Source organism: Ruegeria sp. HKCCA5839, from assembly GCF_013035585.1.
In the GTDB taxonomy this organism is placed as follows: domain Bacteria; phylum Pseudomonadota; class Alphaproteobacteria; order Rhodobacterales; family Rhodobacteraceae; genus Ruegeria.
In genome coordinates this window covers 224,316-248,690 of sequence record NZ_WQIE01000005.1, presented here as the reverse complement: position 1 = coordinate 248,690, position 24,375 = coordinate 224,316, and the positions used below count along the sequence as shown (strand labels likewise).

26 protein-coding genes and 1 riboswitch are annotated in these 24,375 nt (G+C 57.5%); of the genes, 19 read left to right on the top strand and 7 right to left on the bottom strand.

Annotated features, from left to right (window positions below):
• The first annotated feature begins 84 nt into the window (after positions 1-84).
• From GOV38_RS15195 to GOV38_RS15110, 18 genes are all read left to right on the top strand, one after another.
• The gene (locus tag GOV38_RS15195) at positions 85-774 is read left to right on the top strand and encodes an outer membrane protein (RefSeq protein ID WP_171209442.1); all 690 of its coding nucleotides are present in this window, start codon (positions 85-87) and stop codon (positions 772-774) included.
• Positions 775-896: 122 nt separating this feature from the next.
• Complete coding sequence (locus tag GOV38_RS15190) at positions 897-1,919, top strand: PhoH family protein (RefSeq protein WP_171131619.1); 1,023 nt, start codon at positions 897-899, stop codon at positions 1,917-1,919.
• A gap of 33 nt (positions 1,920-1,952) precedes the next feature.
• Positions 1,953-2,447 carry an rRNA maturation RNase YbeY gene (gene ybeY, locus GOV38_RS15185; protein WP_171209443.1) on the top strand — a complete coding sequence of 165 codons (495 nt, stop codon included), beginning with the start codon at positions 1,953-1,955 and terminating at the stop codon, positions 2,445-2,447.
• 35 nt (positions 2,448-2,482) lie between these two features.
• Positions 2,483-3,358, top strand: a complete 876-nt coding sequence (locus tag GOV38_RS15180; protein WP_171209444.1) for a hemolysin family protein — start codon at positions 2,483-2,485, stop codon at positions 3,356-3,358.
• Entirely contained in the window at positions 3,355-4,860 is a 1,506-nt protein-coding gene (gene lnt / locus GOV38_RS15175) for an apolipoprotein N-acyltransferase (RefSeq protein WP_171209445.1), read from the top strand. The genes GOV38_RS15180 and lnt overlap by 4 nt, the downstream gene beginning before the upstream one ends.
• Before the next feature lie 42 nt (positions 4,861-4,902).
• A riboswitch (SAM-SAH riboswitch) is annotated at positions 4,903-4,951 on the top strand.
• Between the two features lie 5 nt (positions 4,952-4,956).
• Positions 4,957-6,138 (top strand): methionine adenosyltransferase, encoded by a 1,182-nt coding sequence (gene metK / locus GOV38_RS15170; protein WP_171209446.1) that lies wholly within the window; start codon positions 4,957-4,959, stop codon positions 6,136-6,138.
• A 141-nt stretch (positions 6,139-6,279) separates the two neighbouring features.
• The gene (trmB, locus tag GOV38_RS15165) at positions 6,280-6,990 is read left to right on the top strand and encodes a tRNA (guanosine(46)-N7)-methyltransferase TrmB (protein ID WP_171100546.1); all 711 of its coding nucleotides are present in this window, start codon (positions 6,280-6,282) and stop codon (positions 6,988-6,990) included.
• Between the two features lie 183 nt (positions 6,991-7,173).
• Positions 7,174-8,148 carry an amidohydrolase family protein gene (locus GOV38_RS15160; protein WP_171209447.1) on the top strand — a complete coding sequence of 325 codons (975 nt, stop codon included), beginning with the start codon at positions 7,174-7,176 and terminating at the stop codon, positions 8,146-8,148.
• Positions 8,149-8,245: 97 nt separating this feature from the next.
• Entirely contained in the window at positions 8,246-9,604 is a 1,359-nt protein-coding gene (gene aroA / locus GOV38_RS15155) for a 3-phosphoshikimate 1-carboxyvinyltransferase (protein WP_171209448.1), read from the top strand.
• Positions 9,604-10,230 (top strand): (d)CMP kinase, encoded by a 627-nt coding sequence (gene cmk, locus GOV38_RS15150; RefSeq protein ID WP_171209449.1) that lies wholly within the window; start codon positions 9,604-9,606, stop codon positions 10,228-10,230. Before aroA ends, cmk begins: the two co-directional genes overlap by 1 nt.
• A 127-nt stretch (positions 10,231-10,357) precedes the next feature.
• The gene (locus GOV38_RS15145; protein WP_171209450.1) at positions 10,358-10,894 is read left to right on the top strand and encodes a hypothetical protein; all 537 of its coding nucleotides are present in this window, start codon (positions 10,358-10,360) and stop codon (positions 10,892-10,894) included.
• Between the two features lie 104 nt (positions 10,895-10,998).
• Positions 10,999-11,325: a DUF6525 family protein gene (locus GOV38_RS15140; RefSeq protein ID WP_256368672.1), complete on the top strand. Its 327-nt coding sequence runs from the start codon at positions 10,999-11,001 to the stop codon at positions 11,323-11,325.
• A 229-nt stretch (positions 11,326-11,554) separates the two neighbouring features.
• Positions 11,555-13,231 (top strand): 30S ribosomal protein S1, encoded by a 1,677-nt coding sequence (gene rpsA / locus GOV38_RS15135; RefSeq protein ID WP_171131594.1) that lies wholly within the window; start codon positions 11,555-11,557, stop codon positions 13,229-13,231.
• A gap of 269 nt (positions 13,232-13,500) precedes the next feature.
• Positions 13,501-13,785 (top strand): integration host factor subunit beta, encoded by a 285-nt coding sequence (gene ihfB / locus GOV38_RS15130; RefSeq protein WP_050603110.1) that lies wholly within the window; start codon positions 13,501-13,503, stop codon positions 13,783-13,785.
• A gap of 7 nt (positions 13,786-13,792) precedes the next feature.
• On the top strand, positions 13,793-14,143 hold the full coding sequence (locus tag GOV38_RS15125; RefSeq protein WP_171100531.1) for a lipopolysaccharide assembly protein LapA domain-containing protein: 351 nt from the start codon (positions 13,793-13,795) through the stop codon (positions 14,141-14,143).
• An 8-nt stretch (positions 14,144-14,151) separates the two neighbouring features.
• A complete protein-coding gene (locus GOV38_RS15120) occupies positions 14,152-14,796 on the top strand; it encodes a phosphoribosylanthranilate isomerase (protein ID WP_171209452.1) in 645 nt (214 codons plus the stop codon).
• An 88-nt stretch (positions 14,797-14,884) separates the two neighbouring features.
• Complete coding sequence (gene trpB, locus GOV38_RS15115) at positions 14,885-16,132, top strand: tryptophan synthase subunit beta (RefSeq protein ID WP_171100527.1); 1,248 nt, start codon at positions 14,885-14,887, stop codon at positions 16,130-16,132.
• A gap of 38 nt (positions 16,133-16,170) precedes the next feature.
• Entirely contained in the window at positions 16,171-16,803 is a 633-nt protein-coding gene (locus tag GOV38_RS15110; RefSeq protein WP_254430587.1) for a class I SAM-dependent methyltransferase, read from the top strand.
• Between the two features lie 6 nt (positions 16,804-16,809).
• Here the strand turns inward: GOV38_RS15110 and GOV38_RS15105 are convergent, their stop codons facing one another.
• The 7 genes from GOV38_RS15105 to GOV38_RS15075 form a co-directional block, all read right to left on the bottom strand.
• Positions 16,810-17,184 carry a DUF2237 family protein gene (locus GOV38_RS15105; protein WP_171209453.1) on the bottom strand — a complete coding sequence of 125 codons (375 nt, stop codon included), beginning with the start codon at positions 17,182-17,184 and terminating at the stop codon, positions 16,810-16,812.
• A 9-nt stretch (positions 17,185-17,193) separates the two neighbouring features.
• Positions 17,194-18,357 carry a serine hydrolase gene (locus tag GOV38_RS15100; protein ID WP_171209454.1) on the bottom strand — a complete coding sequence of 388 codons (1,164 nt, stop codon included), beginning with the start codon at positions 18,355-18,357 and terminating at the stop codon, positions 17,194-17,196.
• An 82-nt stretch (positions 18,358-18,439) separates the two neighbouring features.
• Complete coding sequence (gene pth, locus GOV38_RS15095; RefSeq protein ID WP_171209455.1) at positions 18,440-19,123, bottom strand: aminoacyl-tRNA hydrolase; 684 nt, start codon at positions 19,121-19,123, stop codon at positions 18,440-18,442.
• Between the two features lie 131 nt (positions 19,124-19,254).
• Entirely contained in the window at positions 19,255-19,902 is a 648-nt protein-coding gene (locus GOV38_RS15090) for a 50S ribosomal protein L25/general stress protein Ctc (RefSeq protein ID WP_171209456.1), read from the bottom strand.
• A gap of 242 nt (positions 19,903-20,144) precedes the next feature.
• Positions 20,145-21,314, bottom strand: a complete 1,170-nt coding sequence (locus GOV38_RS15085; protein WP_171209457.1) for an alpha-hydroxy acid oxidase — start codon at positions 21,312-21,314, stop codon at positions 20,145-20,147.
• Positions 21,315-21,486: 172 nt separating this feature from the next.
• Positions 21,487-22,278: a tryptophan synthase subunit alpha gene (gene trpA, locus GOV38_RS15080; RefSeq protein ID WP_171131582.1), complete on the bottom strand. Its 792-nt coding sequence runs from the start codon at positions 22,276-22,278 to the stop codon at positions 21,487-21,489.
• A 78-nt stretch (positions 22,279-22,356) separates the two neighbouring features.
• Positions 22,357-22,842 carry an acyloxyacyl hydrolase gene (locus tag GOV38_RS15075; RefSeq protein WP_171131580.1) on the bottom strand — a complete coding sequence of 162 codons (486 nt, stop codon included), beginning with the start codon at positions 22,840-22,842 and terminating at the stop codon, positions 22,357-22,359.
• Positions 22,843-23,035: 193 nt separating this feature from the next.
• On the opposite strand from GOV38_RS15075, the gene ychF reads away from it, so the two are divergent.
• Positions 23,036-24,133, top strand: coding sequence for a redox-regulated ATPase YchF (gene ychF, locus GOV38_RS15070; protein ID WP_171209458.1), 1,098 nt, complete (start codon positions 23,036-23,038; stop codon positions 24,131-24,133).
• Positions 24,134-24,375: the final 242 nt, after the last annotated feature.

Here is a 24,375-nt window from a genome sequence, read left to right as displayed (position 1 = left end):
ACGCGGTGGAGGGTACGAGTAGTGGCACAGGTGGGGTCAACTGTTTCGAGATATCTATTCGGTGGCGCAATCACGCTTTGCGCCATGCCCGCAGCCGCCAGCGACCTGACCGGCAATATCGCCGAACCCGAAGTCGTCGAGCCACCGCGTATCGTTCGCGATACGAGCGCGTTCTATGTGGGCGCCAGTGGCGGATATGCTTTTGGCGAGTCTGATCGTTTCGGCCTGCGCACTCCGACGGCATTGTTTCCAGCCGGTGACAACGAGCCCAGCGGTGGATTTGGAGGCGTACGGGCCGGTTGGCGCGGCGTTTTGCCGACCTCTTGGGGCAGTGACTATATCTACGGGCTAGAACTGGGTTATGACTTCGGCACTTTCGATGATTCCTCGGAAACGGCTGTGGGCCTGACAGGTGTGCAATCTGGCAGTCAGATTTCTGATGTCTTCTCGGTTCGTCTTCGCGGTGGCCTCACAAACCGTTCGGGTCGCGTGCTGTATTTTGCATCGATCGGATATGTCGAGGCGGACATCACCACCACAGCCGTCCTGACGCCCCTTTTCGGCCCGGAGCAGGATTTCGGTGTCACCGATTCTCGTTCGGGATACTCGGCAAGTGTTGGTGCAGAATACCAAATCAGCCGCCACCTTTCGCTGACCGGCGAGTTTGAGTTCGTGCAATTCGACTCGAAAACGGTGAACTTTGATCCCAACTTCTCAACACGTTCAACCCCCGAATTTACCGCCATCCGCATCGGGTTGAACTACGCGTTCTGAGGCCGGCTGCGCATCAGATTTCGGCGGAATTGTGAAACTTCGAAAAAATCGACATTGGCCGCTTGCGTCCACCAACTCTTGTTGTCTACGCTTAACCTGTAACGCCAAGACAGGAGAACGGATTGGCCATCGGTGCCCTGACCCCACCGCAAGATGACGCACCCCAGCATGAGGTGCTTGTTGAATTTCCCGACAACCGGCTATTGATCGACCTTTGCGGCGAATACGACCGCAATCTGGCCGAGATCGAGCGACAGCTTTCGGTTCAAATTGTCCGCCGTGGCAACCAATTGGTGGTCATGGGCGAGGAGGATGCGCAAAAACAGGCAGTCGAAGTGCTGCAAGCGCTCTATACCCGCTTGGAAGGCGGGCGCGACGTTGCTGCAGCCGATGTGGATCGCGAATTGCGCATGGGCAATTCCGAGGCCGAGACTGGCAGCCGCGATGGTGATCAGCTTGAGATGTTCAAGGGCGGAACCGTCGAAATTAAAACACGCAAGAAACTGGTCGAGCCGCGCACTGATGCTCAAAAGGCCTATGTGCAGTCCTTGTTCAACAATGAACTTGCCTTTGGCATCGGACCGGCGGGCACCGGCAAGACTTATCTTGCTGTGGCCGTGGGGGTTTCGATGTTCATCGGTGGGCATGTGGATCGGATCATCCTCAGCCGACCTGCGGTCGAAGCGGGCGAGAAGCTGGGCTATTTGCCGGGTGACATGAAGGACAAGGTCGATCCCTACATGCAGCCGCTCTATGACGCGCTGAACGATTTTCTGCCTGGCAAACAACTGGCCAAGCTGATCGAAGAAAAGCGTATCGAGATCGCCCCCTTGGCCTTTATGCGTGGGCGCACGCTGGCCAATGCCTTTGTGGTATTGGACGAGGCTCAGAATGCCACGACCATGCAAATGAAGATGTTTCTGACCCGTCTGGGCGAAGGCAGCCGCATGGTGATCACCGGCGACCGGTCGCAGGTGGACTTGCCACGTGGGGTGCAGTCGGGTCTGGCAGATGCTGAGCGGCTGTTGAAGACGATCCCGAATATCAGCTTCAATTACTTCACATCGAAAGACGTGGTACGACATCCGCTTGTGGCCGCCATCATCGAAGCGTATGAGGCGGATTCAGGCCGGGAAACAGGGTAGTCACCGGCGCAACGCGTGTTTGGAAGCCGGTCTATGAACCTTGAAATCATTGTAGACGACCCACGATGGGATGGGTTGGACAGTCTTGCACAAAAGGCTGTTGCGGCCGCTCTGGATCACATTGGGTTGGATGCCGGGCTGTGCGAGGTCAGCCTTTTGGGCTGTAGTGACGCGCGGATTGCGGCGCTGAACGCTGAGTTTCGCGAAAAACCGACTCCGACCAACGTACTCAGTTGGCCTGCCCAAGATTTGGCATCGCAACAAGCCGGTGGTATCCCATCTTTGCCCCAACCCGATTTCACCGGTGAAATCGCGCTGGGGGATATCGCGATATCCTACGACACCTGCGCACGCGAGGCGGCGGATAGTGGCAAACCTTTCGATCATCATGTCGCGCATTTGCTTGTTCACGGTGTTCTGCATTTGCTGGGCTATGATCACATCCGTGACCCTGACGCTACTTTGATGGAGCGTGTTGAGGCCGAGATACTTGGCAAGATGGGTATTGATGACCCATATAATGGGTGACAAGGGTTTCTGACCCGATCATTTGGAATAGGACAATGGGCGATACAGACGGCAGTTCTAGGGCGGCGCAAGGCGCGCACCCTTCGGACAGCAAAGACAGTCAAAGCAACTTTTTCTCTCGACTTTTTGGGGGGCTTGCGACGCAGGCCGAAGTTGCTGAACCGACAAACGGAAAAGAGACAGCGGTGGCGCAGCCACGCGGCATGATCAACCTGCGACGTATGCGTGTTGAAGATGTGGCAATCCCGACCGCCGAAATCGTCTCTGTCCCCGTGACAATTTCCAAAGAGGAACTGGCAGACCTTTTTCGTGACAGTGGCTTGTCGCGTATTCCCGTCTATGACGGCACGCTTGATACTCCGCTTGGGTTTGTACACCTGAAGGATTTCGCTCTGACCCACGGGTTCAATGGCGGTTCTGCCGAGTTTGAGCTGCAATCCATGTTGCGAACATTGTTGTTCGTACCGCCTTCGATGCCGATCGGCGTGTTGCTGACCAAAATGCAGACCGAGCGGCGACACATGGCTTTGGTGATTGACGAATATGGCGGCGTTGATGGGCTTCTGACCATCGAAGATCTTATCGAACAGGTCGTGGGAGAAATCGCAGACGAACATGATACTGACGAAGGTCAGCTGTGGTTCGAGGAAAAACCGGGCTGCTACGTGGTTCAGGCGCGGGTTCCTCTGGAAGAGTTCGAGGCCGAGATTGGCAGGTCGCTGACAAGCCATGAGGATGTGGACGAGGAAGAGATCGACACATTGGGCGGGCTTGTGTTCATGCTGTCTGGCCGCGTTCCTGCACGGGGCGAGGTAGTGCAGCACCCCGAAGGGCCCGAATTCGAAGTTCTGGACGCCGACCCCCGGCGGATCAAACGGTTGCGGGTCATGTTGCCGAAAGCTGATGTATGACCAAGCTGGAGGGCTGGCCGATCTGGCTTAGGCTCGTGCTTGCGGCTGGTTTGGGGGTCATTGCGGCCCTGGGCTTGGCACCGCTTGGGTATTGGTGGGCCTCGTTCATTGCCATGATCGGGATTGCACCGCTCCTTATAGCCAGTGAATCCCCTCGGAGCGCTGCCTGGTTGGGTTGGTTTTTTGCTACAGGCTATTTTGCCCACGCGCTCAGCTGGATCGTCGAACCATTTCTGGTTGATATAGCCCGCCATGGATGGATGGCCCCGTTTGCGGTGGTGCTGTTATCGGGTGGTTTGGCACTATTCTGGGCCTTGGCTTTCTGGATTGCCCACCGTGCTGGTGGCAAGCCGATTCAAGCAGCTCTTGTCTTGGCATTGGTGCTGTCTCTGGTCGAGATGGCGCGCGGCTATGTGTTGACCGGGTTTCCATGGGCGGGTCTGGCGCAGGTCTGGCTGGACACACCGGTGGCGCAGCTTCTGTCGTTGTTTGGCCCTTATGGGGTGGGGGCGATAACCTTGCTTGCAACCTTGCCTTTGGGGGCTGCCCTTTTCGCAACGCCGTCATTGCGCAATGCGGCGACTCCCGCGGCGCTAACCCTGGCACTGGTTGGCTTGGTCGTCGTCTACAGCAGCACCAGACCCGAGCCGAAATCGACCGGACACACTGTCCGCCTGATCCAACCCAACGCGCCGCAGCACCAGAAATGGGACCCTGAATTTGCACCACTGTTTTTCGCACGGCAGGTCGAGTTCACGGCTGCCGCACCGCGCCCAGATCTGATTGTATGGCCGGAAACCTCGGTCCCTGTCTGGTTGCAAAACGCGGACCGTCATTTCCAAGCCATCGCGGACGCCGCGCAGGGTACACCTGTTCTGCTTGGTATTCAGCGGGCAGAGGGTTTGCGGTATTACAATTCGATGGTCTTGCTGGATGAAAACGGGCAGCAGGCAGGGCTTTATGACAAGCATCATCTGGCCCCTTTTGGGGAATACGTTCCGTTTGGCGGGCTGCTGGCGCGCTTTGGGATTTCAGGACTGGCGGCTCAGACTGGCAACGGGTTTTCCGCGGGCCCGGGCGCCCAGGTGTTGGACATCGGCGCGCTGGGCAAAGCGCTGCCGCTGATCTGTTATGAGGCGGTCTTTACTCAGGACGTTTTGTCTGCTCCTGAACGCCCGGATTTTCTGGTTCAGATCACCAATGACGCCTGGTTTGGCACGCGCTCTGGTCCCTACCAACATCTTGCGCAGGCCCGGATGCGTGCTATCGAACAAGGCCTGCCGATGATGCGCGCGGCAAATACCGGCGTTTCGGCAATGATCGACCCGTTGGGTGGGATCACAGGCTCGCTGGATTTGGGGCAGGCGGGCTTTGTCGACGCGGTCTTACCAGCCCCGCTCTCACCGACACCTTATTCAAGAATTGGCGACGGTCCGGTTTTTTTTGCACTATTGTTGCTGTTTTTGTGGGCTCGCCGCACCGCTGGCCGGGCAGACGGGTAAATTCAGATTGACCCGGTCGGGCAGGGCGCGTATCCCGGCTATCGCCCGTCACAACGGCTTCCTGGCGTGATGGGGAAATCTTAATGGAGCACTTTCATGTCCCGACAGAACTATATTTTTACCTCGGAGTCCGTGTCCGAAGGGCACCCCGACAAAGTCTGCGATCGCATTTCCGACGCGGTTCTTGATGCCTTTCTGGCAGAAGAGCCCGAAGCGCGAGTTGCCTGTGAAACCTTTGCCACAACCAATCGGGTCGTGATTGGCGGCGAGGTTGGCTTGTCGGATCAGGACAAACTGCACGACTACATGGGGCGCATTGATCAGATCGCCCGCGCGTGCATCAAAGATATTGGCTATGAACAAGACAAATTCCACCACGAAACCGTTGAAGTGACAAACCTTCTGCATGAGCAATCCGCTCATATTGCACAGGGTGTGGATGCGGCGGATAACAAGGATGAAGGCGCCGGTGACCAGGGCATCATGTTTGGCTATGCCACAACCGAAACGCCTGCGCTTATGCCCGCACCGATCCAGTATTCGCACGCGATCCTGCGCCGCCTGGCCGAGGTGCGCAAGAATGGCACCGAACCTGCGCTGGGTCCCGACGCCAAGTCGCAGCTGTCGGTTGTCTACCAGAACGGCAAACCGGTTGGCGTGAGCTCGGTTGTTCTGTCGACACAGCATTTGGATGAAGCGCTGACATCGGACGATATCCGCGCCATTGTCGAGCCCTATATTCGCGAGACGCTGCCCGACGGGTGGCTAAGCGCAGACACCGAATGGCACGTGAACCCGACCGGCAAGTTCGTGATCGGCGGGCCTGATGGCGATGCCGGTCTGACCGGGCGTAAGATCATCGTCGACACCTATGGCGGTGCTGCACCCCATGGTGGCGGTGCATTCTCGGGGAAAGATCCGACCAAGGTCGATCGCTCGGCAGCCTATGCCGCGCGCTACCTGGCCAAGAACGTGGTGGCTGCGGGCATGGCCGAACGCTGCACCATTCAGCTGAGCTATGCTATCGGGGTGTCCAAACCGCTGTCGATCTATGCCGAAACCTATGGCACCGGTCAGGTCTCGGACGCTGAGATCGAAAAGGCCGTGGGCGAGGTGATGGACCTGACGCCGCGCGGCATCCGCCAGCATCTGCAAATGAACAAGCCGATCTATCAGCGAACCGCTGCGTACGGCCATTTCGGGCGCGCGCCCGATGCCGATGGCGGGTTCAGCTGGGAACGCACCGATCTGGTCGACGCGCTGAAATCAGCGGTCTGATCACATGATCCAAAGGTGCGCCCTCACGGGCGCGCTCTTCTTCTGTTTAAAAATACCTCGGGGGTGTCGGGGGCTGGCCCCCGACCTCTGCCGCAAGACAGCCTCTTGCAACGCTTTGGGTGGCGCAGTATGGGCTCGGCCATGAGCACCCAGTCACCAGAACGCCCGCGCAGAAACTTTTATGGCCGGTTCAAGGGGAAAACCCTGAAACCCAGCCAGAAAACCTATCTGAACGAAGATCTGGCGGCCTTGTCGCCTGGTGCGGTCGATTGGGACAGCAATCCGAACCGAGATCCGCTCGATTTGCAAACCCTGTTCAACGGCAAGCCGGTGTGGCTTGAAATCGGCTTTGGCGGCGGTGAGCATCTGGTGCATCAGGCGCAAAGCAACCCCGATATCGGGATTATTGGAGCGGAACCTTACATCAATGGCGTTGCTATGTTGCTGGGCAAGATCCGCAAAGCCGGTGTCACCAACCTTGCGGTCCATCCCGGGGACGCGCGCGACCTTTTTGACGTTCTGCCCAAGGCGAGCATTTCGCGCGCCTTTCTGCTCTACCCCGACCCGTGGCCCAAGAAGCGCCATCATCGGCGTCGTTTTGTGACACCCGAACATCTTGAGCCCTTGGCCAAGGTGCTCAAGCCGGGTGCGATCTTTCGCGTGGCCACGGACATTCCCGATTACGTCCGCCAAACCCTGGAAGAGGTGCCCGGTGCAGGTTTCGAATGGCTTGCCGAACGCCCCAAAGATTGGCGCACGCCTTGGGACGATTGGATCTCGACCCGTTACGAGCAAAAAGCGCTGCGCGAAGGCCGTACGCCGCATTATCTGACCTTCCGGCGTTTGGGATAATTTTCCTGCAAGGGCGGACCAAACCCTGAAGGCTGTGCTATGATAGGCTACAGTTTAGACTCTTGTATTTCTTCAGGTCCCCTCATGTCAGACATTCGCATAACAAATTGTCACGCCCACCTTTTTACCGGTCGGCACGTGCCAGAGGATTACCCGTATCCTGTGCTCAAACCGTTTCGGAAAATGCCCGGCCTGACCAAGCTGGTGGCTGCGGGTGCGCGGCTGATCGGACAGCATCCGGTGGCGGAAAAGCTGGAGCGGCTCTATCGGTTTCAAAAAGAAACGTCCGAGGAAAGCCAGCGCGATATTCTGGATAACCTGCGGCGTCACTATCCGGGCAACACGCGCTTTGTCGTGCTGCCGATGGAACTGTCTGCTTTTGGTTATGGCGCACCGGAAATGCCGCTGAGCGCGCAGCATGATGAACTGGCGGCACTGGCGCGTGACCCGGAGGTCGGCAAAAGCGTGATCCCCTTTGCCACCATCGACCCGCGCGCGGATCCGCAAGCGACCGAGCTTTGGCGCGCCATCGATAAGTTGGGCTTTCGCGGCGTGAAGCTCTATCCGCGTCTGGGCTTTGCCCCGGATGATCCGGTGTTGATGGCCGATGTTTATCCGAGGCTCGAAAAAATGGGACTTCCTGTAATGTCCCATTGCTCGCGCGGCGGTGTGCAGGGGCGATACCTGTCTGATCACTGGGCCGACCGCTATACTGAACCCGAGGCGTTCATACCCGTCTTGCGCGCCTTTCCCAAGCTGCGCGTCTGCCTGGCCCATTTCGGCGGGCAACGGGATTGGGAGGCCTATGCGAACCCCGATCAGTATGATCCGCTGGATGATGCCTATGACCGGAACTGGCAGGTCTCGATCCGTCGCATGATCGGCAGCGGAGACTTTCCGGGCCTGTGGACTGATATTTCGTACACACTGTTTCAGTTCGAAGACTACGCGCCATTCCTGCGGATGTTTTTGAAGGGTGATGATCTTGAAAGCAAACGGTTGCGGTCACGCGTGCTGTTCGGGTCGGATTATTATATGACCCGGCAAGAGAAGTTGTCGGAAAAGGCGGTATGCATCCGGTTGCGTAACGCTTTGGGTGAACCACTGTTTCGACAAATCGCCGATGAAAACCCGACAATCTGGTTGGGCGAGGCCTGACAGGCGCGATTACGGAGCATTCCTTTGGCTTTGCGGCTGGACCCTGCGGCTGCAATTCGCTAATCGGCCTTGAACTGATAGCGCAAAAGGAGCCCTCATGTCCGGACACGGCACGCCCATCCCGATGACTTCGCATCCCTGCGGCCCGTTGACCGGTACGGCAGAGGTGCCGGGCGACAAGTCGATCTCGCATCGGTCCTTGATCCTGGGTGCAATGGCTGTGGGTGAAACCCGGATCAGCGGGTTGCTGGAAGGCGAAGATGTGCTGGACACTGCCAAAGCGATGCGCGCTTTTGGGGCCGAGGTGACTGATCATGGCGGTGGTGATTGGTCGGTGCATGGTGTCGGTGTGGGCGGTTTTGCCGAACCGGATCAGGTGATTGATTGCGGCAACTCAGGCACCGGTGTGCGCCTGATCATGGGCGCAATGGCAACGTCTCCGATCACAGCAACCTTTACGGGCGACGCCAGCCTGAACAAACGTCCCATGGCGCGTGTGACAGATCCGTTGGCGTTGTTTGGCACGCAAGCGGTGGGCCGTGACGGCGGGCGCCTGCCTATGACCATCGTGGGTGCGGCTGATCCGACGCCCGTGCGCTATGAAGTGCCGGTGCCCTCGGCTCAGGTGAAATCGGCTGTGTTGCTGGCGGGCCTGAACGCACCGGGTAAGACCGTCGTGATCGAGAAAGAAGCGACGCGCGATCATTCCGAACGGATGCTGGCAGGCTTTGGGGCTGAAATCACTGTTGAGGATACCGATGAGGGGCGGGTGATCACCCTGACCGGTCGCCCCGAACTGAAACCACAAGTCATCGCAGTGCCGCGTGATCCGTCCAGTGCGGCTTTCCCGGTATGCGCCGCGCTGATCACGCCCGGCTCGGGTGTTCTGGTTCCGGGCATCGGCCTGAACCCGACCCGCGCCGGCCTGTTCACCACACTGCGCGAGATGGGGGCGGATCTGACCTATGAAAACGAACGCGAAGAGGGCGGTGAGCCGGTTGCCGATCTGCGGGCGAAATACTCGCCGGATATGAAAGGCATTTCGGTCCCACCTGAACGCGCGGCCTCGATGATCGATGAGTATCCCGTTTTGTCTGTGGTTGCTGCCAACGCGACGGGCACGACCATGATGGGCGGTGTCAAAGAGCTGCGGGTCAAGGAAAGCGACCGGATCGACGCAATGGCCAAAGGCCTGCGCTCGAATGGAGTGACTGTGGATGAGGGTGAAGACTGGTGGTCGGTCGATGGTTTGGGCATTGGCAACGTGCCTGGTGGCGGCACTTGCGCAAGCTTTCTGGATCACCGCATCGCGATGTCGTTCATGGTGATGGGCATGGGCGCGCAAAAGCCCGTGACTGTGGATGATGGTGGCCCGATCGCGACCTCGTTTCCGATCTTCGAGCCGCTGATGACCAGGCTCGGCGCAAAGCTGATGCGCAACAATCGGTCGGTTTGATGGACACTCACAGCTTTACCGTTGCGATTGATGGGCCTGCCGCTTCGGGCAAGGGCACGATCTCCAAGGCTGTGGCGGCCCATTTCGGGTTTGCACATCTTGATACGGGGCTGTTGTATCGCGCCGTCGGGCGGCGGGTGCTAGAGGGCGTTGATCCTTTAGAAGCTGCCCAAGCCCTGACTGCCGAAGAACTTGCGCAAGGCGATCTGCGGACAGGCGAGATCGCGCAGGCGGCCTCGAAAGTGGCGGTGATCCCCGAGGTTCGCGCCGCGTTGGTCGACTTCCAGCGCGCCTTTGCGCGCCGGGCAGGTGGCGCCGTTCTGGACGGGCGTGATATTGGCACCGTGATCTGCCCGCGCGCCGAGGTTAAGCTGTTTGTGACAGCCAGTGCCGAAGTGCGCGCCGAACGCCGGTATCTGGAACTGAGCAGCAAGGGTGCGGATGTCACGCGTGATCAAGTGTTGGCCGATGTGCGCGAACGTGATGCGCGAGACGCGGGGCGCAGTGCCGCTCCGATGAAACCTGCCGAAGATGCCGTCATGGTTGATACAACAGACCTTTCGATTGATGCGGCGTTGGACCTGGCCAAGTCGATCATCAACAGAAAGCTTGCGGCACAAAACTAACCCTGGCTTTCGCGGCGTGACATTGCTCTGCCGTACTGGGTCAGATTGTTATCCTGTTCACTAAGCTTTGTTTGGTCAGGTGTAATGCCACCTCCTATGGTCAGACTGTTCCTGCAGGAGTGACGCCATGATCCGACTAGCCTTTTTCCTATTTTTTGTTGCCACAAGCCTGAGCGCTCAGGACGCGCAGCCTGACGCGCCAGTGGTCGAGCCTCCGATGACCTATGAGCGTTTGGGCAATATTCTGTTCGCGCTCGACCCGGATGCACAGCCTCAGGGGCCGGGCTTTGCGCTGACGGTTGCCGAGGTGCCGATCTTTGTGGTGACCGATGTCAATGCTGATCGGATGCGCGCCATGGTAGCGATCCGCAGTGCTGATGATCTGTCGCCTGAGGATATGCGCCGCATGATGCAGGCCAATTTCGACAGCACTCTGGACGCGCGCTATGCGATTGCCAATGGAACGCTTTGGGCCGCCTATATTCACCCTCTGTCGACCCTGGAGAAAGATCAATTGATCTCGGGGCTGGGGCAAACGATCAATATCGCTAAGACCTATGGTTCGCTCTATTCGGGCGGCGGGCACGAGTTTGGTGGTGGCGACAGTCAGAACCTGCAACGTCAGTTGATTGATGAACTGCTCAAGCAGGGCGAAGAAATCTGAACTCAAAAACAGCTGGAAATGTTGATTTTCGGGTTGTGATCCGGGGTTGTGTGACATATTGAACGGTTCGTTATAAGATAACATCACATGACGACCGCGCACTCTTGTTCTTTCACTCTGTCTCATCACTTAAAGACGCAAGCCAAGTTCGCCTGAATCAGCCGCGCAATCTGCGGTCAGGATTGCGCCCGCGCAAGCGGCAAGGTTGTCCGATGCAAGCCTATGATGCGCTTCCATCCGAATTACGGGAATGGCTGGCCAATGCGTGTCTGCCGTGGAGCCCAAGTTCGGCGCTGAAAATCTGGAAGAATGAAGGCGGCGCGCAGAACCCCCAGGCCGCGATGGAAAAGCTGAGCGCGGTTGAACAGGCGATGTTGGCGCGTGACCAGAGCGTCTGGCAAATAGGCCCTACGCGAGGAAGCGCCAATTGAATAAGGGCTTTGCTCTTGCGTCTGTCGGGATTTCCGCTTATACGCGCGCTGTCTGAACACGGGCGGTCAACGTCCGGGCGACGTATCTGAGCAGGGCCGGGTCACCTCGGCCCTTTGTGTTTGTTTGCTCAGGGGCGTTCCGGGTCACGTCATCAGACATCATGAAACAAGACCGGCGGAGACAACCGTTCGGCCAGCTAAAACGTTATGCAAAGGAAATAAACGCCACATGGCTAACGCATCCATGGAGGAATTCGAAGCCCTCCTGAACGAAAGCTTCGAAATGGACACACCCGAAGAGGGTTCTGTTGTCAAAGGCAAGGTTCTGGCTGTTGAAGCCGGCCAAGCCATCATCGACGTCGGATATAAAATGGAAGGCCGCGTTGATCTGAAAGAATTCGCAAATCCCGGCGAAGCCCCTGAAATCGCTGTTGGTGACGAGGTCGAAGTCTATCTGCGCGCCGCAGAAAACGCCAAAGGCGAGGCCGTCATCTCGCGCGAGATGGCCCGCCGCGAAGAGGCATGGGATCGTCTGGAAAAAGCCTATGCCGACGACCAACGCGTCGAAGGTGCAATCTTTGGTCGCGTCAAAGGTGGCTTCACCGTCGATCTGGGTGGCGCTGTTGCGTTCCTGCCCGGTTCCCAGGTTGACGTCCGTCCCGTGCGTGACGCTGGCCCGCTGATGGGTCTGAAGCAGCCGTTCCAGATTCTGAAAATGGACCGCCGCCGTGGCAACATCGTTGTCTCGCGTCGTGCAATCCTTGAAGAATCGCGTGCCGAACAGCGCGCCGAAGTGATCGGCAACCTGTCCGAAGGTCAGACCGTCGAAGGTGTTGTCAAGAACATCACCGAATACGGTGCGTTTGTTGACCTGGGCGGTGTTGACGGCTTGCTGCACGTCACCGACATGGCATGGCGTCGCGTGAACCACCCGTCCGAGATCCTGACGATCGGCGAAACCATCAAGGTTCAGGTCATCAAGATCAACAAAGAGACCCATCGCATCAGCCTGGGCATGAAGCAGCTGCAGGAAGATCCGTGGGATCTGGTTGCTGCCAAGTACCCGCTGGGATCGGTCCATCAGGGTCGCGTCACCAACATCACCGACTACGGCGCGTTCGTCGAACTGGAAGCCGGTGTCGAAGGTCTGGTGCACGTCTCCGAGATGTCCTGGACCAAGAAAAACGTCCACCCCGGCAAGATCGTTTCGACCAGCCAGGAAGTCGACGTCATGGTTCTGGAAATCGACGGCGCCAAGCGTCGCGTTTCTCTGGGCCTGAAGCAGACTCAGCGCAACCCATGGGAAGTGTTTGCAGAAACACACCCCGAGGGCACCGAGGTCGAAGGCGAAGTCAAGAACATCACCGAATTCGGTTTGTTCATTGGCCTCGAAGGCGACATCGACGGCATGGTCCACCTGTCGGACCTGAGCTGGGACGAGCGTGGCGAGGATGCGATCCAGAACTACCGCAAAGGCGACATGGTTTCGGCCGTTGTCTCGGAAGTGGACGTGGAAAAAGAGCGTATCTCGCTGTCGATCAAAGCCCTGGGCGGTGACAAGTTCGCCGAAGCCGTGGGCGGCGTGAAGCGTGGCTCTGTCATCACCGTCGAAGTCACCGCAATCGAAGATGGCGGTATCGAGGTCGAGTACGAAGGCATGAAGTCGTTCATCCGTCGTTCGGACCTGAGCCGTGACCGTGCCGAACAGCGCCCCGAGCGTTTCTCGGTCGGTGACAAGGTCGACGTGCGCGTCACCAACGTCGACAGCAAGACCCGCCGTCTGGGCCTGTCGATCAAGGCACGCGAGATCGCCGAAGAGAAAGAGGCCGTGGAACAGTACGGTTCTTCCGACTCGGGCGCATCGCTGGGCGATATCCTGGGTGCAGCGCTGAAATCGGGCGACTAAGCCTGGGCGCACCTCAAACAAGAATTACGGCCTCGCACGATCGTGCGGGGCCGTTTTTGTTGCGAATCAATGTCTTCGGGATTCACCCTAACGATCACGGCACGGCCATGATTCCGGCGTGAATTTCAGCAGGCCGGACCAAATTCGCCTGAGTCCGCCATTATTTAGCCGTTCAACGCACAGAGTAATCGTTCCCAGCCACCGGGTTTTTTCCTATACTGGTGCGAATACGATTCAAAAGAAAACGGCCGCCTGGGAGGGTAATGCGCATGATCCGTTCAGAATTGATTCAGAAAATCGCCGATGAAAATCCTCATCTGTATCAACGCGACGTCGAGCGGATCGTAAACACCGTTTTTGAAGAAGTCACCGACGCCATGGCTCGTGGTGACCGCGTTGAGCTGCGCGGGTTTGGTGCGTTTTCGGTCAAGAAACGTGACGCGCGCGTCGGCCGCAACCCCCGCACCGGCGAGACGGTGCAGGTTGAAGAAAAATGTGTTCCGTTTTTCAAGACTGGCAAGTTGCTAAGGGATCGTTTGAACGGTAAAGCCTGACGCCATGATGCGCTATCTTCGATATGGTTTTCTTGCGGTCCTGGGGATCGTTTTGGTTTCGATCTCACTGGCGAACCGCGAGATGGTCGAATTGAAACTGATGCCGGACGCCCTGGCAGAACTGCTGGGCTTTAACATGTCGACATCACTGCCGCTATTTATCGTGGTGCTGGGCGGGGTTGTCGCCGGTCTTGTCATCGGGTTCCTGTGGGAATGGCTGCGCGAGCACAAGCACCGCCGGGATGCGACGGCCAAGACCAGCGAAGTGCGCAAGCTTGAGCGTGAGGTCAAGAAGCTCAAGAAAAAGCAGAATGAAGGCAAGGACGAGGTTCTGGCCCTTCTGGATGAGGCCAGCTGAGGCCGCCCATGCCCGGTGACATCAATGTCAAGATTTGTGGTCTGACCACACCCGATCACGTACGCGTCGCGGCGGACGCAGGTGCGCGCTATCTCGGGTTCAATTTCTTTCCCAAGTCACCGCGATATGTCTCACCGCAGCAGGCGGCGGTTCTTACGGCACAGGTGCCGGTGGGCGTGGCCAAAGTGGCTTTGGTGGTCAACGCCTCGGACGAGGAACTCGATGCGATCACCGGGGCTGCTCCATTTGATATGTTGCAATTGCACGGGTCCGAGAGCGTCGTGCGGGTGCAAGCGATCAAAGAGCGTTATGGTTTGCCTGTCATAAAGGTCATCGGCGTGGCGGATGCAGATGATTTGCCCGCCATCGATACCTATAGCGACGTCGCCGATCAGTTGTTGATTGATGCCAAACCGCCGAAGAACGCGGTTCTGCCCGGGGGCAATGGTCTGGCCTTTGACTGGCGCTTGCTGGCGGGGCGAAAATATTGGCGCAAACCCTGGATGCTGGCCGGTGGGCTGACCCCGGAAAACGTGGCCGAGGCGATCCGAATGACCGGGGCGCGTCAGGTCGATGTCGCCTCCGGTGTCGAAAGCGCGCCAGGGGTCAAGGACCCAGAGCTGATCCGCGCTTTTATCACGGCAGCGGGTTAGTTTGAGGCCCGGGCCCAGGGCGACGTTTTGCCATGGCAAATCCCGCCGCTACCTCCTATGAACAACGGGTATGACGAGGGAGACACCCATGGCCAACGATCTTTTCAATTCCTTCATGTCCGGCCCCGATGAGCAGGGGCGTTTCGGCATTTTCGGCGGACGTTTTGTCAGCGAAACTCTGATGCCGCTGATCCTGTCGCTGGAAGAGGAATATGACAAAGCCAAGGATGATCCGACCTTCTGGGCCGAGATGGATGATCTGTGGGCCAACTATGTCGGCCGCCCGTCGCCGCTCTATTTTGCAGAACGCCTGACCGAGCATCTGGGTGGCGCTAAGATCTATCTTAAGCGCGATGAGCTGAACCACACCGGCGCGCATAAGATCAACAATGTGCTGGGCCAGATCATTCTGGCGCGGCGCATGGGCAAGACACGGATCATCGCCGAGACAGGGGCAGGGCAGCATGGTGTCGCCACCGCAACCGTCTGCGCCAAGTTCGGCTTGAAATGTATCGTCTATATGGGCGCGCATGATGTGCAGCGTCAGGCGCCCAACGTGTTCCGCATGCGCCTGCTGGGGGCCGAGGTGATTCCGGTGACCTCAGGTCGCGGCACGCTGAAAGACGCCATGAACGACGCGCTGCGCGATTGGGTCACCAATGTGCGCGACACGTTCTACTGCATCGGCACCGTCGCCGGGCCGCATCCCTATCCGGCCATGGTGCGCGATTTCCAGTCGATCATCGGTAAGGAAGCCAAAGAGCAGATGATGAAGGCCGAAGGCCGTCTGCCCGATACGATCATTGCTGCCATCGGTGGCGGGTCAAACGCGATGGGCCTGTTCTATCCGTTCCTCGACGATAAGGACGTCAACATCATCGGTGTTGAGGCGGGCGGTAAAGGTGTAAACGAAAAGATGGAGCATTGCGCCTCGCTGACCGGCGGGCGCCCCGGAGTGCTGCATGGCAACCGCACCTACCTGCTGCAGGATGATGATGGGCAGATCCTCGAAGGGTATTCGATCTCGGCCGGTCTGGATTACCCAGGCATTGGCCCCGAGCATTCCTGGCTGCACGATATCGGCCGCGCCAACTATGTCTCGATCACCGACAAGGAAGCACTGGACGCGTTCCAACTTTGCTGCGCCACCGAAGGCATTATCCCGGCGTTGGAACCTTGCCACGCGCTGGCCCATGTCATGAAGATCGCGCCCGATCTGCCCTCAGATCACCTGATCTGCATGAACATGTGCGGACGCGGTGACAAGGACGTGCAGACCGTTGCTAAATATCTGAACTTCGACATGTCAGATACCGAAGGACGCACCGCAGACTGAGCTTTGCTATTGTTTTGAAACGTGGCAGGTTGCGCGACATGCGCAGCCCGTCATCATCCCAATCCCCGGCACAGCTTGACCGCAAATACGACGCGGCTGCGGCAGGCTGGAGCGACAAGATGCGGTTGTTGGGGTATTTCGATGCCTATCTTGGGTTTCTCTCTTCTGACCCTTCGGCGCCTTTAGGCCAAAACGCGCTCGACATCGGATGCGGAACCGGGGCTTTTGCCGAGGCCCGTGCCGTCATTCACTCTTCGGGTAGAATCTCGTTGCTTGAACCTTCGGCGGCGATGTTGACACAGGCTCAAAAGTCGCTGTCGGCGCGCGGCGCAAGTGCAGAAGCCATCCCCGAACGCCTTGAAGATTATCGGCCTACGTCCCTGCATGACTGTCTGTTGGCGGCTCATGTTCTGGAACATTGCGCCGATCCTGTTTCGGCTTTGCAGCATATGCGTGCTCTGGTCGTTCCGGGCGCGCCGCTGTGGTTGGTTGTCAGCAAACCGCATTGGTGCAACGCAATCATCTGGTTGCAGTGGCGTCACAAATCCTATCGCCCAGAAGCGGTTGAGCAAATGCTGAACGCTGCAGGCTGGGACCTAAAAGCGCAGCACAGCTTTCCCACCGGTCCACCTTCAAGGACATCTCGCGGATACCGTGCAATAGCTGTTTGACCCGGATTACTCATCTAGGCTGTTGGCTTTGAGTATTTTCAGCGGAACAATATCCAGAGCGCGTTGATGTGTGGCCTCCAGATGCACTTTGGGTGCGCAGCCCTCATCATGGGCCTGCAGAAAACGACCCGCACACAGGCACCAGCTGTCGCCGGGCTTGAGACCGGGAAAGTCAAACTCTGGCCGCGGCGTGCTCAGGTCATTGCCGACATATTTCGAATAGGCCAGAAATTCGGCTGTCATCACGGCGCAGACCGTATGGCTGCCCTGATCCTCGGCACAGGTATTGCACGCGCCATCCCGAAAGAACCCGGTCAGCGGTTTCCGAGAGCATGGGGCAAGAACACCCCCCAAAACGTTTATGCTGTCTTGTTTCTGCATGATGCCAGCTTACAGGTTTTCTGCGATCTTGCGGAACATTTCGATATTCTCTTCATTGACCCCGTTTTCGCGAAACCGGCGATCCGCTCCAGTTGACACGATCACAACGCCCCGAGCCTGATCAAAGTAGATGTATTGGCCATAAACGCCACGCGCCAAGAATTCGCCTTCATGCGCGCCAATAGGGATCCACCACTGATATCCGTACCCGATCTTGCCAGCCGCTGTTGGCGCACTTGGCCACGTGGCCTCGGCAATCCAGTCTGCGGGTATCATCTGCTGGCCGTCGCGTACTCCGTTCTGCAGGATCACCTGAGCGAAACGCGCATAGTCCCGCGTGGTGAAGTTCAAACCACCCAGAACAAAAGCGACTCCGGCACCGTCGGTGATGTAGTACCCGTCACGCTCCAACCCAAGCGGCGCGATGATGCGTTCAGCCAATAGATCAGCGATGCTGCGGCCTGTGGCACCACGGATAACCATCCCGATCACGTGGGTATCTATGGATACATATTGCCATGTTTCCCCGGGATTTGTGAAACGGTTCTGAAGTGCTGCGGTAAAGTCGTCCAGTTCTCCGCCCAGGGCCACCACACGGCCCATCCTGTTGATGTCCGAGTTATAATCCAGATAGTCCTCGTCAAAGGTGACGCCGCTGGCCATATTCAACACGTTGCGGATCGTAGCCCCGTCATAGGCACCACCACTCAGTTCTGGTGCGTATTTGACCACTGGATCGTCCAGCGACCCGATGGCCCCTTCGGCCAGCAAGATACCCAGCAAAGACGACAGATAACTTTTCGCAACGGACCAAGAGATGCGGCGGTCGTCGGAGCCGGTGCCCAGATAGTATTCCTCGAACCGGATTTCGCCGTCATGCAGCACCAAAAGCGAGGTCACGGAACGATCCTCAATCCATTTGGCCGCACCGTCTGGCAGATCAAAGTCCGGACCGTAGGGCAGTTCCCACGTGGGGCCATCGCCGCGGGGCACCGTTACGGTCAGGAAAGCGTCATCCATATTCGAGAAGTTTTGGACGATCTTCTCTTCTGAAAACAGCGAGTTGACGGCCATCAGGCGCATCAATTCTTCGCGCTTCCACAGCCCAACCACGACCGCAGCCAGAGCCAGAGCCAACACGATACGCAGCAGCCATTTTAGCAATGATCTCATCGCCCCCCTCCCTTGTTTACCCAACATAGGAGCGCGGCTTTCGACGTTAAGCAATCAGAACGTCGCGGCAGGACATCTCAGGTTATTTGAACTTGTCCAGTAGTTTCTGCATGGCTGAACGCGTGTCGGCTTCGGGCAGAGCTTCGGGCTTGGGGTTAGCCTTCTCTCGTGGCTTTTCTGCCGATTTCGATGAACGCGGTGGTGCAGTTCTTTGCGCAACAGCGTTCATGAACTTCCCACTATCTCCATCGGCGAGGTAGACCGCACCATCGGCTACGCCGCGTAGAACATCCTCAAGCCATTCCCCATCGGCCTTGGCAAAATCCCCCAGCACATACGGGGACACCATCTCTTTCCGTCCGGGGTGGCCGATGCCCAGGCGCACGCGGTCATAGGCCGGGCTGATATGTTCATGGATCGATCGCAACCCGTTATGCCCTGCATGGCCACCGCCTGCTTTGACACGAACTTTTCCCGGGGCCAGGTCCAATTCGTCGTGAAAGACTGTTACATCGGTGGAGTCGAGCTTGTAGAACCGCATGGCTTCGCCAACCGACTGACCAGAGCGGTTCATGAACGTCTGTGGCTTGACCAACAGAACTTTTTCGCGGCCCAAACGACCCTCGGATACCTCTGCCTGAAACTTCGACTTCCAAGGCCCAAAGCCGTGATCCTCGGCGATCCGGTCCAGCGCCATGAAGCCGATATTGTGCCGGTTGCGCGCATATTTTGACCCTGGATTGCCCAGACCCACAAACAATTTCATAACACGTGCCCCTGTATTTCTTGCCGCGATGTGATGGCATGGAACATGCCACGATTTCCAGTCTTAGGCTCAAACAAAAAACGGGGCTCTGTGCGAGCCCCGTTCTTGCGTTCTATAGCCTGAGTTCAGACTTATTCTTCGGCTGCCTCAGCGACCTCTTCTGTAATGGCTTCGTCTTCGCCACCTTCGTCTTCGTCGTCAGTCGACAAGCCTGTCGGGGCCGAGATGTTTGCAATCACAAAGTCACGGTCGATGGTCGGCTTGGTGCCCGCTGGCAGTTCAACAGACGAGATCGTGACAACGTCGTTGATGTTCAGACCGGTCAGATCGATGGTGATCTTTTCGGGGATTTCTCCGGCGGTGCAGACCAGTTCGATTTCCGGGCGAATAACGGTCAGAACGCCGCCTTTCTTGATCCCGGGGGCTTCTTCCTCGTTGATGAACTCAACCGGGATGAACAGCGCGATCTTGGTGGTCCGGCGCAGGCGCATCAGGTCCAGGTGGGTCGGCAGATCTTTGACCACGTCCCGCTGAACGTCACGGCAGATGACGCGCACGTCTTCGTGGCCGTCTACCTTCAGGTTCCACAGGGTCGACTTGAACCGACCCGCTTTCAGGCGCTTGAACAACTCGTTGAACGGGATCTGAATCGGCAGCGGATCTTTGTCGCCACCAAATACAATGCCCGGAACCATGCCGTCGCGGCGTGCCTGACGAGCGGCGCCCTTGCCTGTCCCCGTCCGTTCCAGAGCTACGAGATCAGGAATCTCTCCAGCCATGATAAATTCTCCAAAGTTAGGGCGGGCATCCTCCAAGGCTGTATGCCCGCGTGAAGCCGCGTCCTTAGCTTGATTCACCGAGTTTGGAAAGGGCTTTTTGGCAGGTTTTCATTTTGCCAGGCTCTGCCTCGCGCTCCGGGATATTTATCGCCAGATGAAGAACGGATCCCCTGCTTCATCTGACCGCAAATATCCGGGAGAGTCGCAGCTTGCCGCGTCGGGGGCAGCGCCCGCTTTTGCTGTTATTTCTCTTGCCATCGTCCACCGAAATCCTCGGGGATCAGCAGGTTGTGTCGGCCAAGTGCGCTTACATTACGCTCACCGCAGAGTGCCATGGTCGTATCCAGCTCCTTACGTATGACCTCTAGCGCCGTGGTGACACCTTTCTGCCCCATCGCGCCCAGCCCATAGATGAAGGCGCGTCCGATAAAGGTGCCTTTGGCGCCAAGGGCCAGAGCTTTCAGCACGTCCTGACCAGACCGGATGCCGCTGTCGAGATGAACCTCGATATCGGATCCCACCGCATCCATGATTTCAGGCAACACACGGATCGAGCTGAGCGCCCCGTCCAACTGCCGCCCACCATGGTTTGACACAACAATGGCATCCGCGCCCAGCTTGGCGGCCATTTTAGCGTCTTCGGCGTCCAGGATACCTTTGAGGATTACTTTGCCGCCCCACTTTTCCATAAGCTTCTCGACCTTGCCCCAATCCAGGCTCGGGTCAAACTGTTCTGCCGTCCAGGTGCCCAAAGAGGTGGTATCCGTGATGGTATCCACATGCCCCACGATATTGCCGAACTCGCGTCGTTTGGCGCCCAGCATTTCAATGCCCCAGGCCCATTTTGTCATCAGGTTCGCGATGGTTCTGGGCGTTAATTTGGGCGGAGCGGACAGGCCGTTTTTCAGATCCTTGTGGCGCTGCCCCAGGATCTGCAGGTCAAGCGTAATTACAAGTGCTGAACAGTTCGCGTCTTTGGCGCGCTGGATCAGGCGATTGACATAATCCTCGTCTTTCATGGTGTAGAGTTGGAACCAGAAAGGTTTGCTTGTCGCTTCCGCCACATCCTCGATCGAGTTGATGGACATCGTCGACAATGTGAAGGGCACGCCGAAATCTTCTGCCGCCTTGGCTGCCTTGATCTCACCATCCGCGTGCTGCATGCCGGTCAGGCCAACAGGAGCCAAAGCGACGGGCATGGCCACGTCTTCGCCGATCATTTGCGTTGCTGTTGTGCGGCCAGTCATGTCAACGGCCACGCGCTGGCGCAGACGGATGTCTTCAAAGTCGGAACTGTTCTCGCGGAAGGTTTGCTCGGTCCAACTGCCGCTTTCTGCATAGTCGAAAAACATGCGTGGGACGCGGCGTTCGTAGATCCGCTTGAGGTCGTCGATATTTGTAATGACAGGCATGAAGAGGGCTCTTTCGATTGGTTAAATAACTTTACCAATTTACCAAGAGTGCTGCAACTGCCAAGCGGTGTTCAATTGGGGCCTGAAACGAAAAGCCGCAGCTGACCTGTGTCAACTGCGGCGCAATGGTGCTGAATTCCAGTGTCGAACGGCCAGTTTCAGGCGGCAGACGTTAGGCGGAATGTGCCCCATCGGATAGGGTTTTCACAAAGCTCAAGACATCCTGAACAGGTTTACCTGCTGCGATTTGGCTGACAATCGCCGAGCCAACAACCGCGCCGTCAGACACGCTGGCGATATTGCGTGATCGTTCCGGAGTGTTGATGCCGAACCCGACGATCACGGGAAGCTCGGTTGCTGCCTTGATCCGGGCAACTTCGGGCCCAACATCGGTGGCCTGCGCCTCGGCGGAACCTGTAATCCCGGTGATCGACACATAATAGACGAAGCCTGATGTGTTTTGCAGAACGCGCGGCAGGCGAGCGTCATCGGTGGTAGGAGTAGCCAATCGTATAAAGTTCAACCCGGCGGCTTGCGCCGGCAAACACAGCTCGGCGTCTTCCTCTGGCGGCAGATCCACGACAATGAGGCCATCTATGCCCGCGGCTTTTGCCTCGGCCAGAAAGGTATCGACCCCGCGGCTGTAGATCGGGTTGTAATATCCCATCAGGACGATGGGCGTGGTGTCATCTGTCTCGCGGAACTGTCGGGCCAGATCCAGCGTGCGTTGCAAGGTCATCCCCTGATCCAGGGCACGCTGACCTGCCGCTTGAATGGTAGGGCCATCCGCCATCGGGTCCGTGAACGGCAAGCCCAACTCGATCACGTCGACACCGGCACCGGGCAACCCTTTGACGATTTCCAATGAAGTGTCAAAGTCAGGGTCCCCGGCCATCACATAGGCAACAAACGCCTTTTTTCCATCGGCCTTCAAAGCGGCGAATTTTGCGTCGATACGGGTCATCTGCTGTCCTTGTCTTCAGGTTCAAGCATGATGTGCAGAAACTTTGGCCGGAAATCAATCCCACCGGTACGGTTCAGCCTAAAACCCGATATGATACCTCAGGAACACGGCGTTCACACCCGGGTTGAAGCTATCTGTGCTGGCATTTGAAAAATGTGTCACAGCCAGTGAGATTGCGTTGCCATTGTCCAGAGAGTAGCCGACACCCAACAGACTTCGGATCTGGAAGTTACCGCCCAGATCATTGTCGTTGTCCGAGGCGTTGAAATAGCCCGGCATTACACTCAGCTCCGCGAACCAGCGGTCCGAGAACGAATAGATACCGACCAAGCCAGCCGCGATATGCGTATCACCCGCTGTATCGAACGTCAGGGATGCTCCCAAGCCGGCGCTAAATCGCGTAGCTTCGTGGAAAGGTCGGTGCTGGTATTCTAGGGAAAAAGTCGCCTGATCGTCGCCATTGCTGTTAGAGAAATCTTTGTAGCCCGCACCCAAAATAATGGATTCTGCTTGTACCGCAGTCGCTGCCAAAGTCAGCGCAATAAGTGTGAGTGTCGTTTTCATGGGGATGTCTTTGTTAAAATTGAACAGTGATTGGAAACTTGGGGAAGGTTCACCGGTAAGTTCAACTCACGCTAAAACAAAAGGCGTAACACGTCCGTGAAGGTGCTTCCCGCTTCTTTCAATCCCATCCCTTGGGTTGCGCATTTTCACAGAGCTGCCTAGAAGACGCAGTCGTATGCTTCAGGAGGCCGCAATGGGCTTTAAAATGGGAATCGTGGGTCTGCCCAATGTGGGCAAGTCGACCTTGTTTAATGCGTTGACCAAGACCGCCGCTGCGCAGGCAGCGAATTTCCCGTTTTGCACCATTGAACCAAATGTCGGCGATGTGGCGGTGCCTGATGATCGATTGGACAAACTGGCCGAGATTGCCTCTTCGAAACAGATCATTCCAACGCGGATGACCTTTGTGGACATTGCCGGTCTGGTCAAAGGCGCCTCAAAGGGTGAAGGGCTGGGCAACCAGTTCCTGGCCAATATCCGTGAGACCGATGCCATCGCCCATGTGCTCCGCTGTTTCGAAGATGGCGACGTGACCCATGTGGATGGCCGCGTCGATCCGGTGGCCGATGCCGACACGATTGAGACCGAGCTGATGCTGGCCGATCTGGAAAGTATCGAAAAGCGTCGCGCCAATCTGGTGCGCAAGCTCAAGGGCAATGACAAAGAGGCTCAGCAGCAGGACCGCCTGCTGGCCGAGGCGCAAGCAATGCTGGAAAGCGGCAAACCCGCACGTCTGGTCGAGGTTGCGGACGAGGACGCCAAAGCCTGGAAGATGTTGCAACTGCTGACCACCAAACCGGTACTCTATGTCTGCAACGTGTCCGAAGAAGAAGCCGCCGAGGGCAACGCTTATTCCGCCAAAGTGGCCGAGATGGCCGCGGCTCAGGGCAACTCACACGTCATCATCAGCGCCAAGATCGAAGAAGAGATCAGCCTGCTGGAAGACGATGAAGCCCAGATGTTCCTTGAAGAAATGGGTCTGGAAGAACCCGGTCTCGATCGGCTGATCCGCGCAGGCTATGACCTGCTGAAACTAGAGACCTATTTCACCGTCGGCCCGAAAGAGGCCCGCGCCTGGACCATCCGCACCGGCACCGCAGCGCCGAAAGCCGCTGGTGTGATCCATGGCGACTTTGAAAAAGGTTTCATTCGTGCCGAGACCATCGCTTATGACGATTATGTCGCCGCCAATGGTGAGCAGGGTGCCAAAGAGGCAGGCAAGATGCGAGCCGAAGGCAAGAGCTATATCGTCAAGGACGGCGACGTGATGCATTTTCTGTTCAATACCTGAGAATGGTCCTTGCGATCTGAATGCGCTGATCATCAAGATGGGTATGTGGGATTAGAGGCGGTTTTTCCGGTCGTGCGCGCGCGCTTCGCAGAAGCATTTGCCGGTCACAGAAATGCGTTGCGCTGGAACCTTTGGCGGGTGTATCGGCCTACGGCGCCGAGAGCAAAGTTAGACTTTAATCTGTATTCAGCTTTTCGTATTCCGATTATGGGTGCGGAAGCATCTGAAAAACGCGTCACACC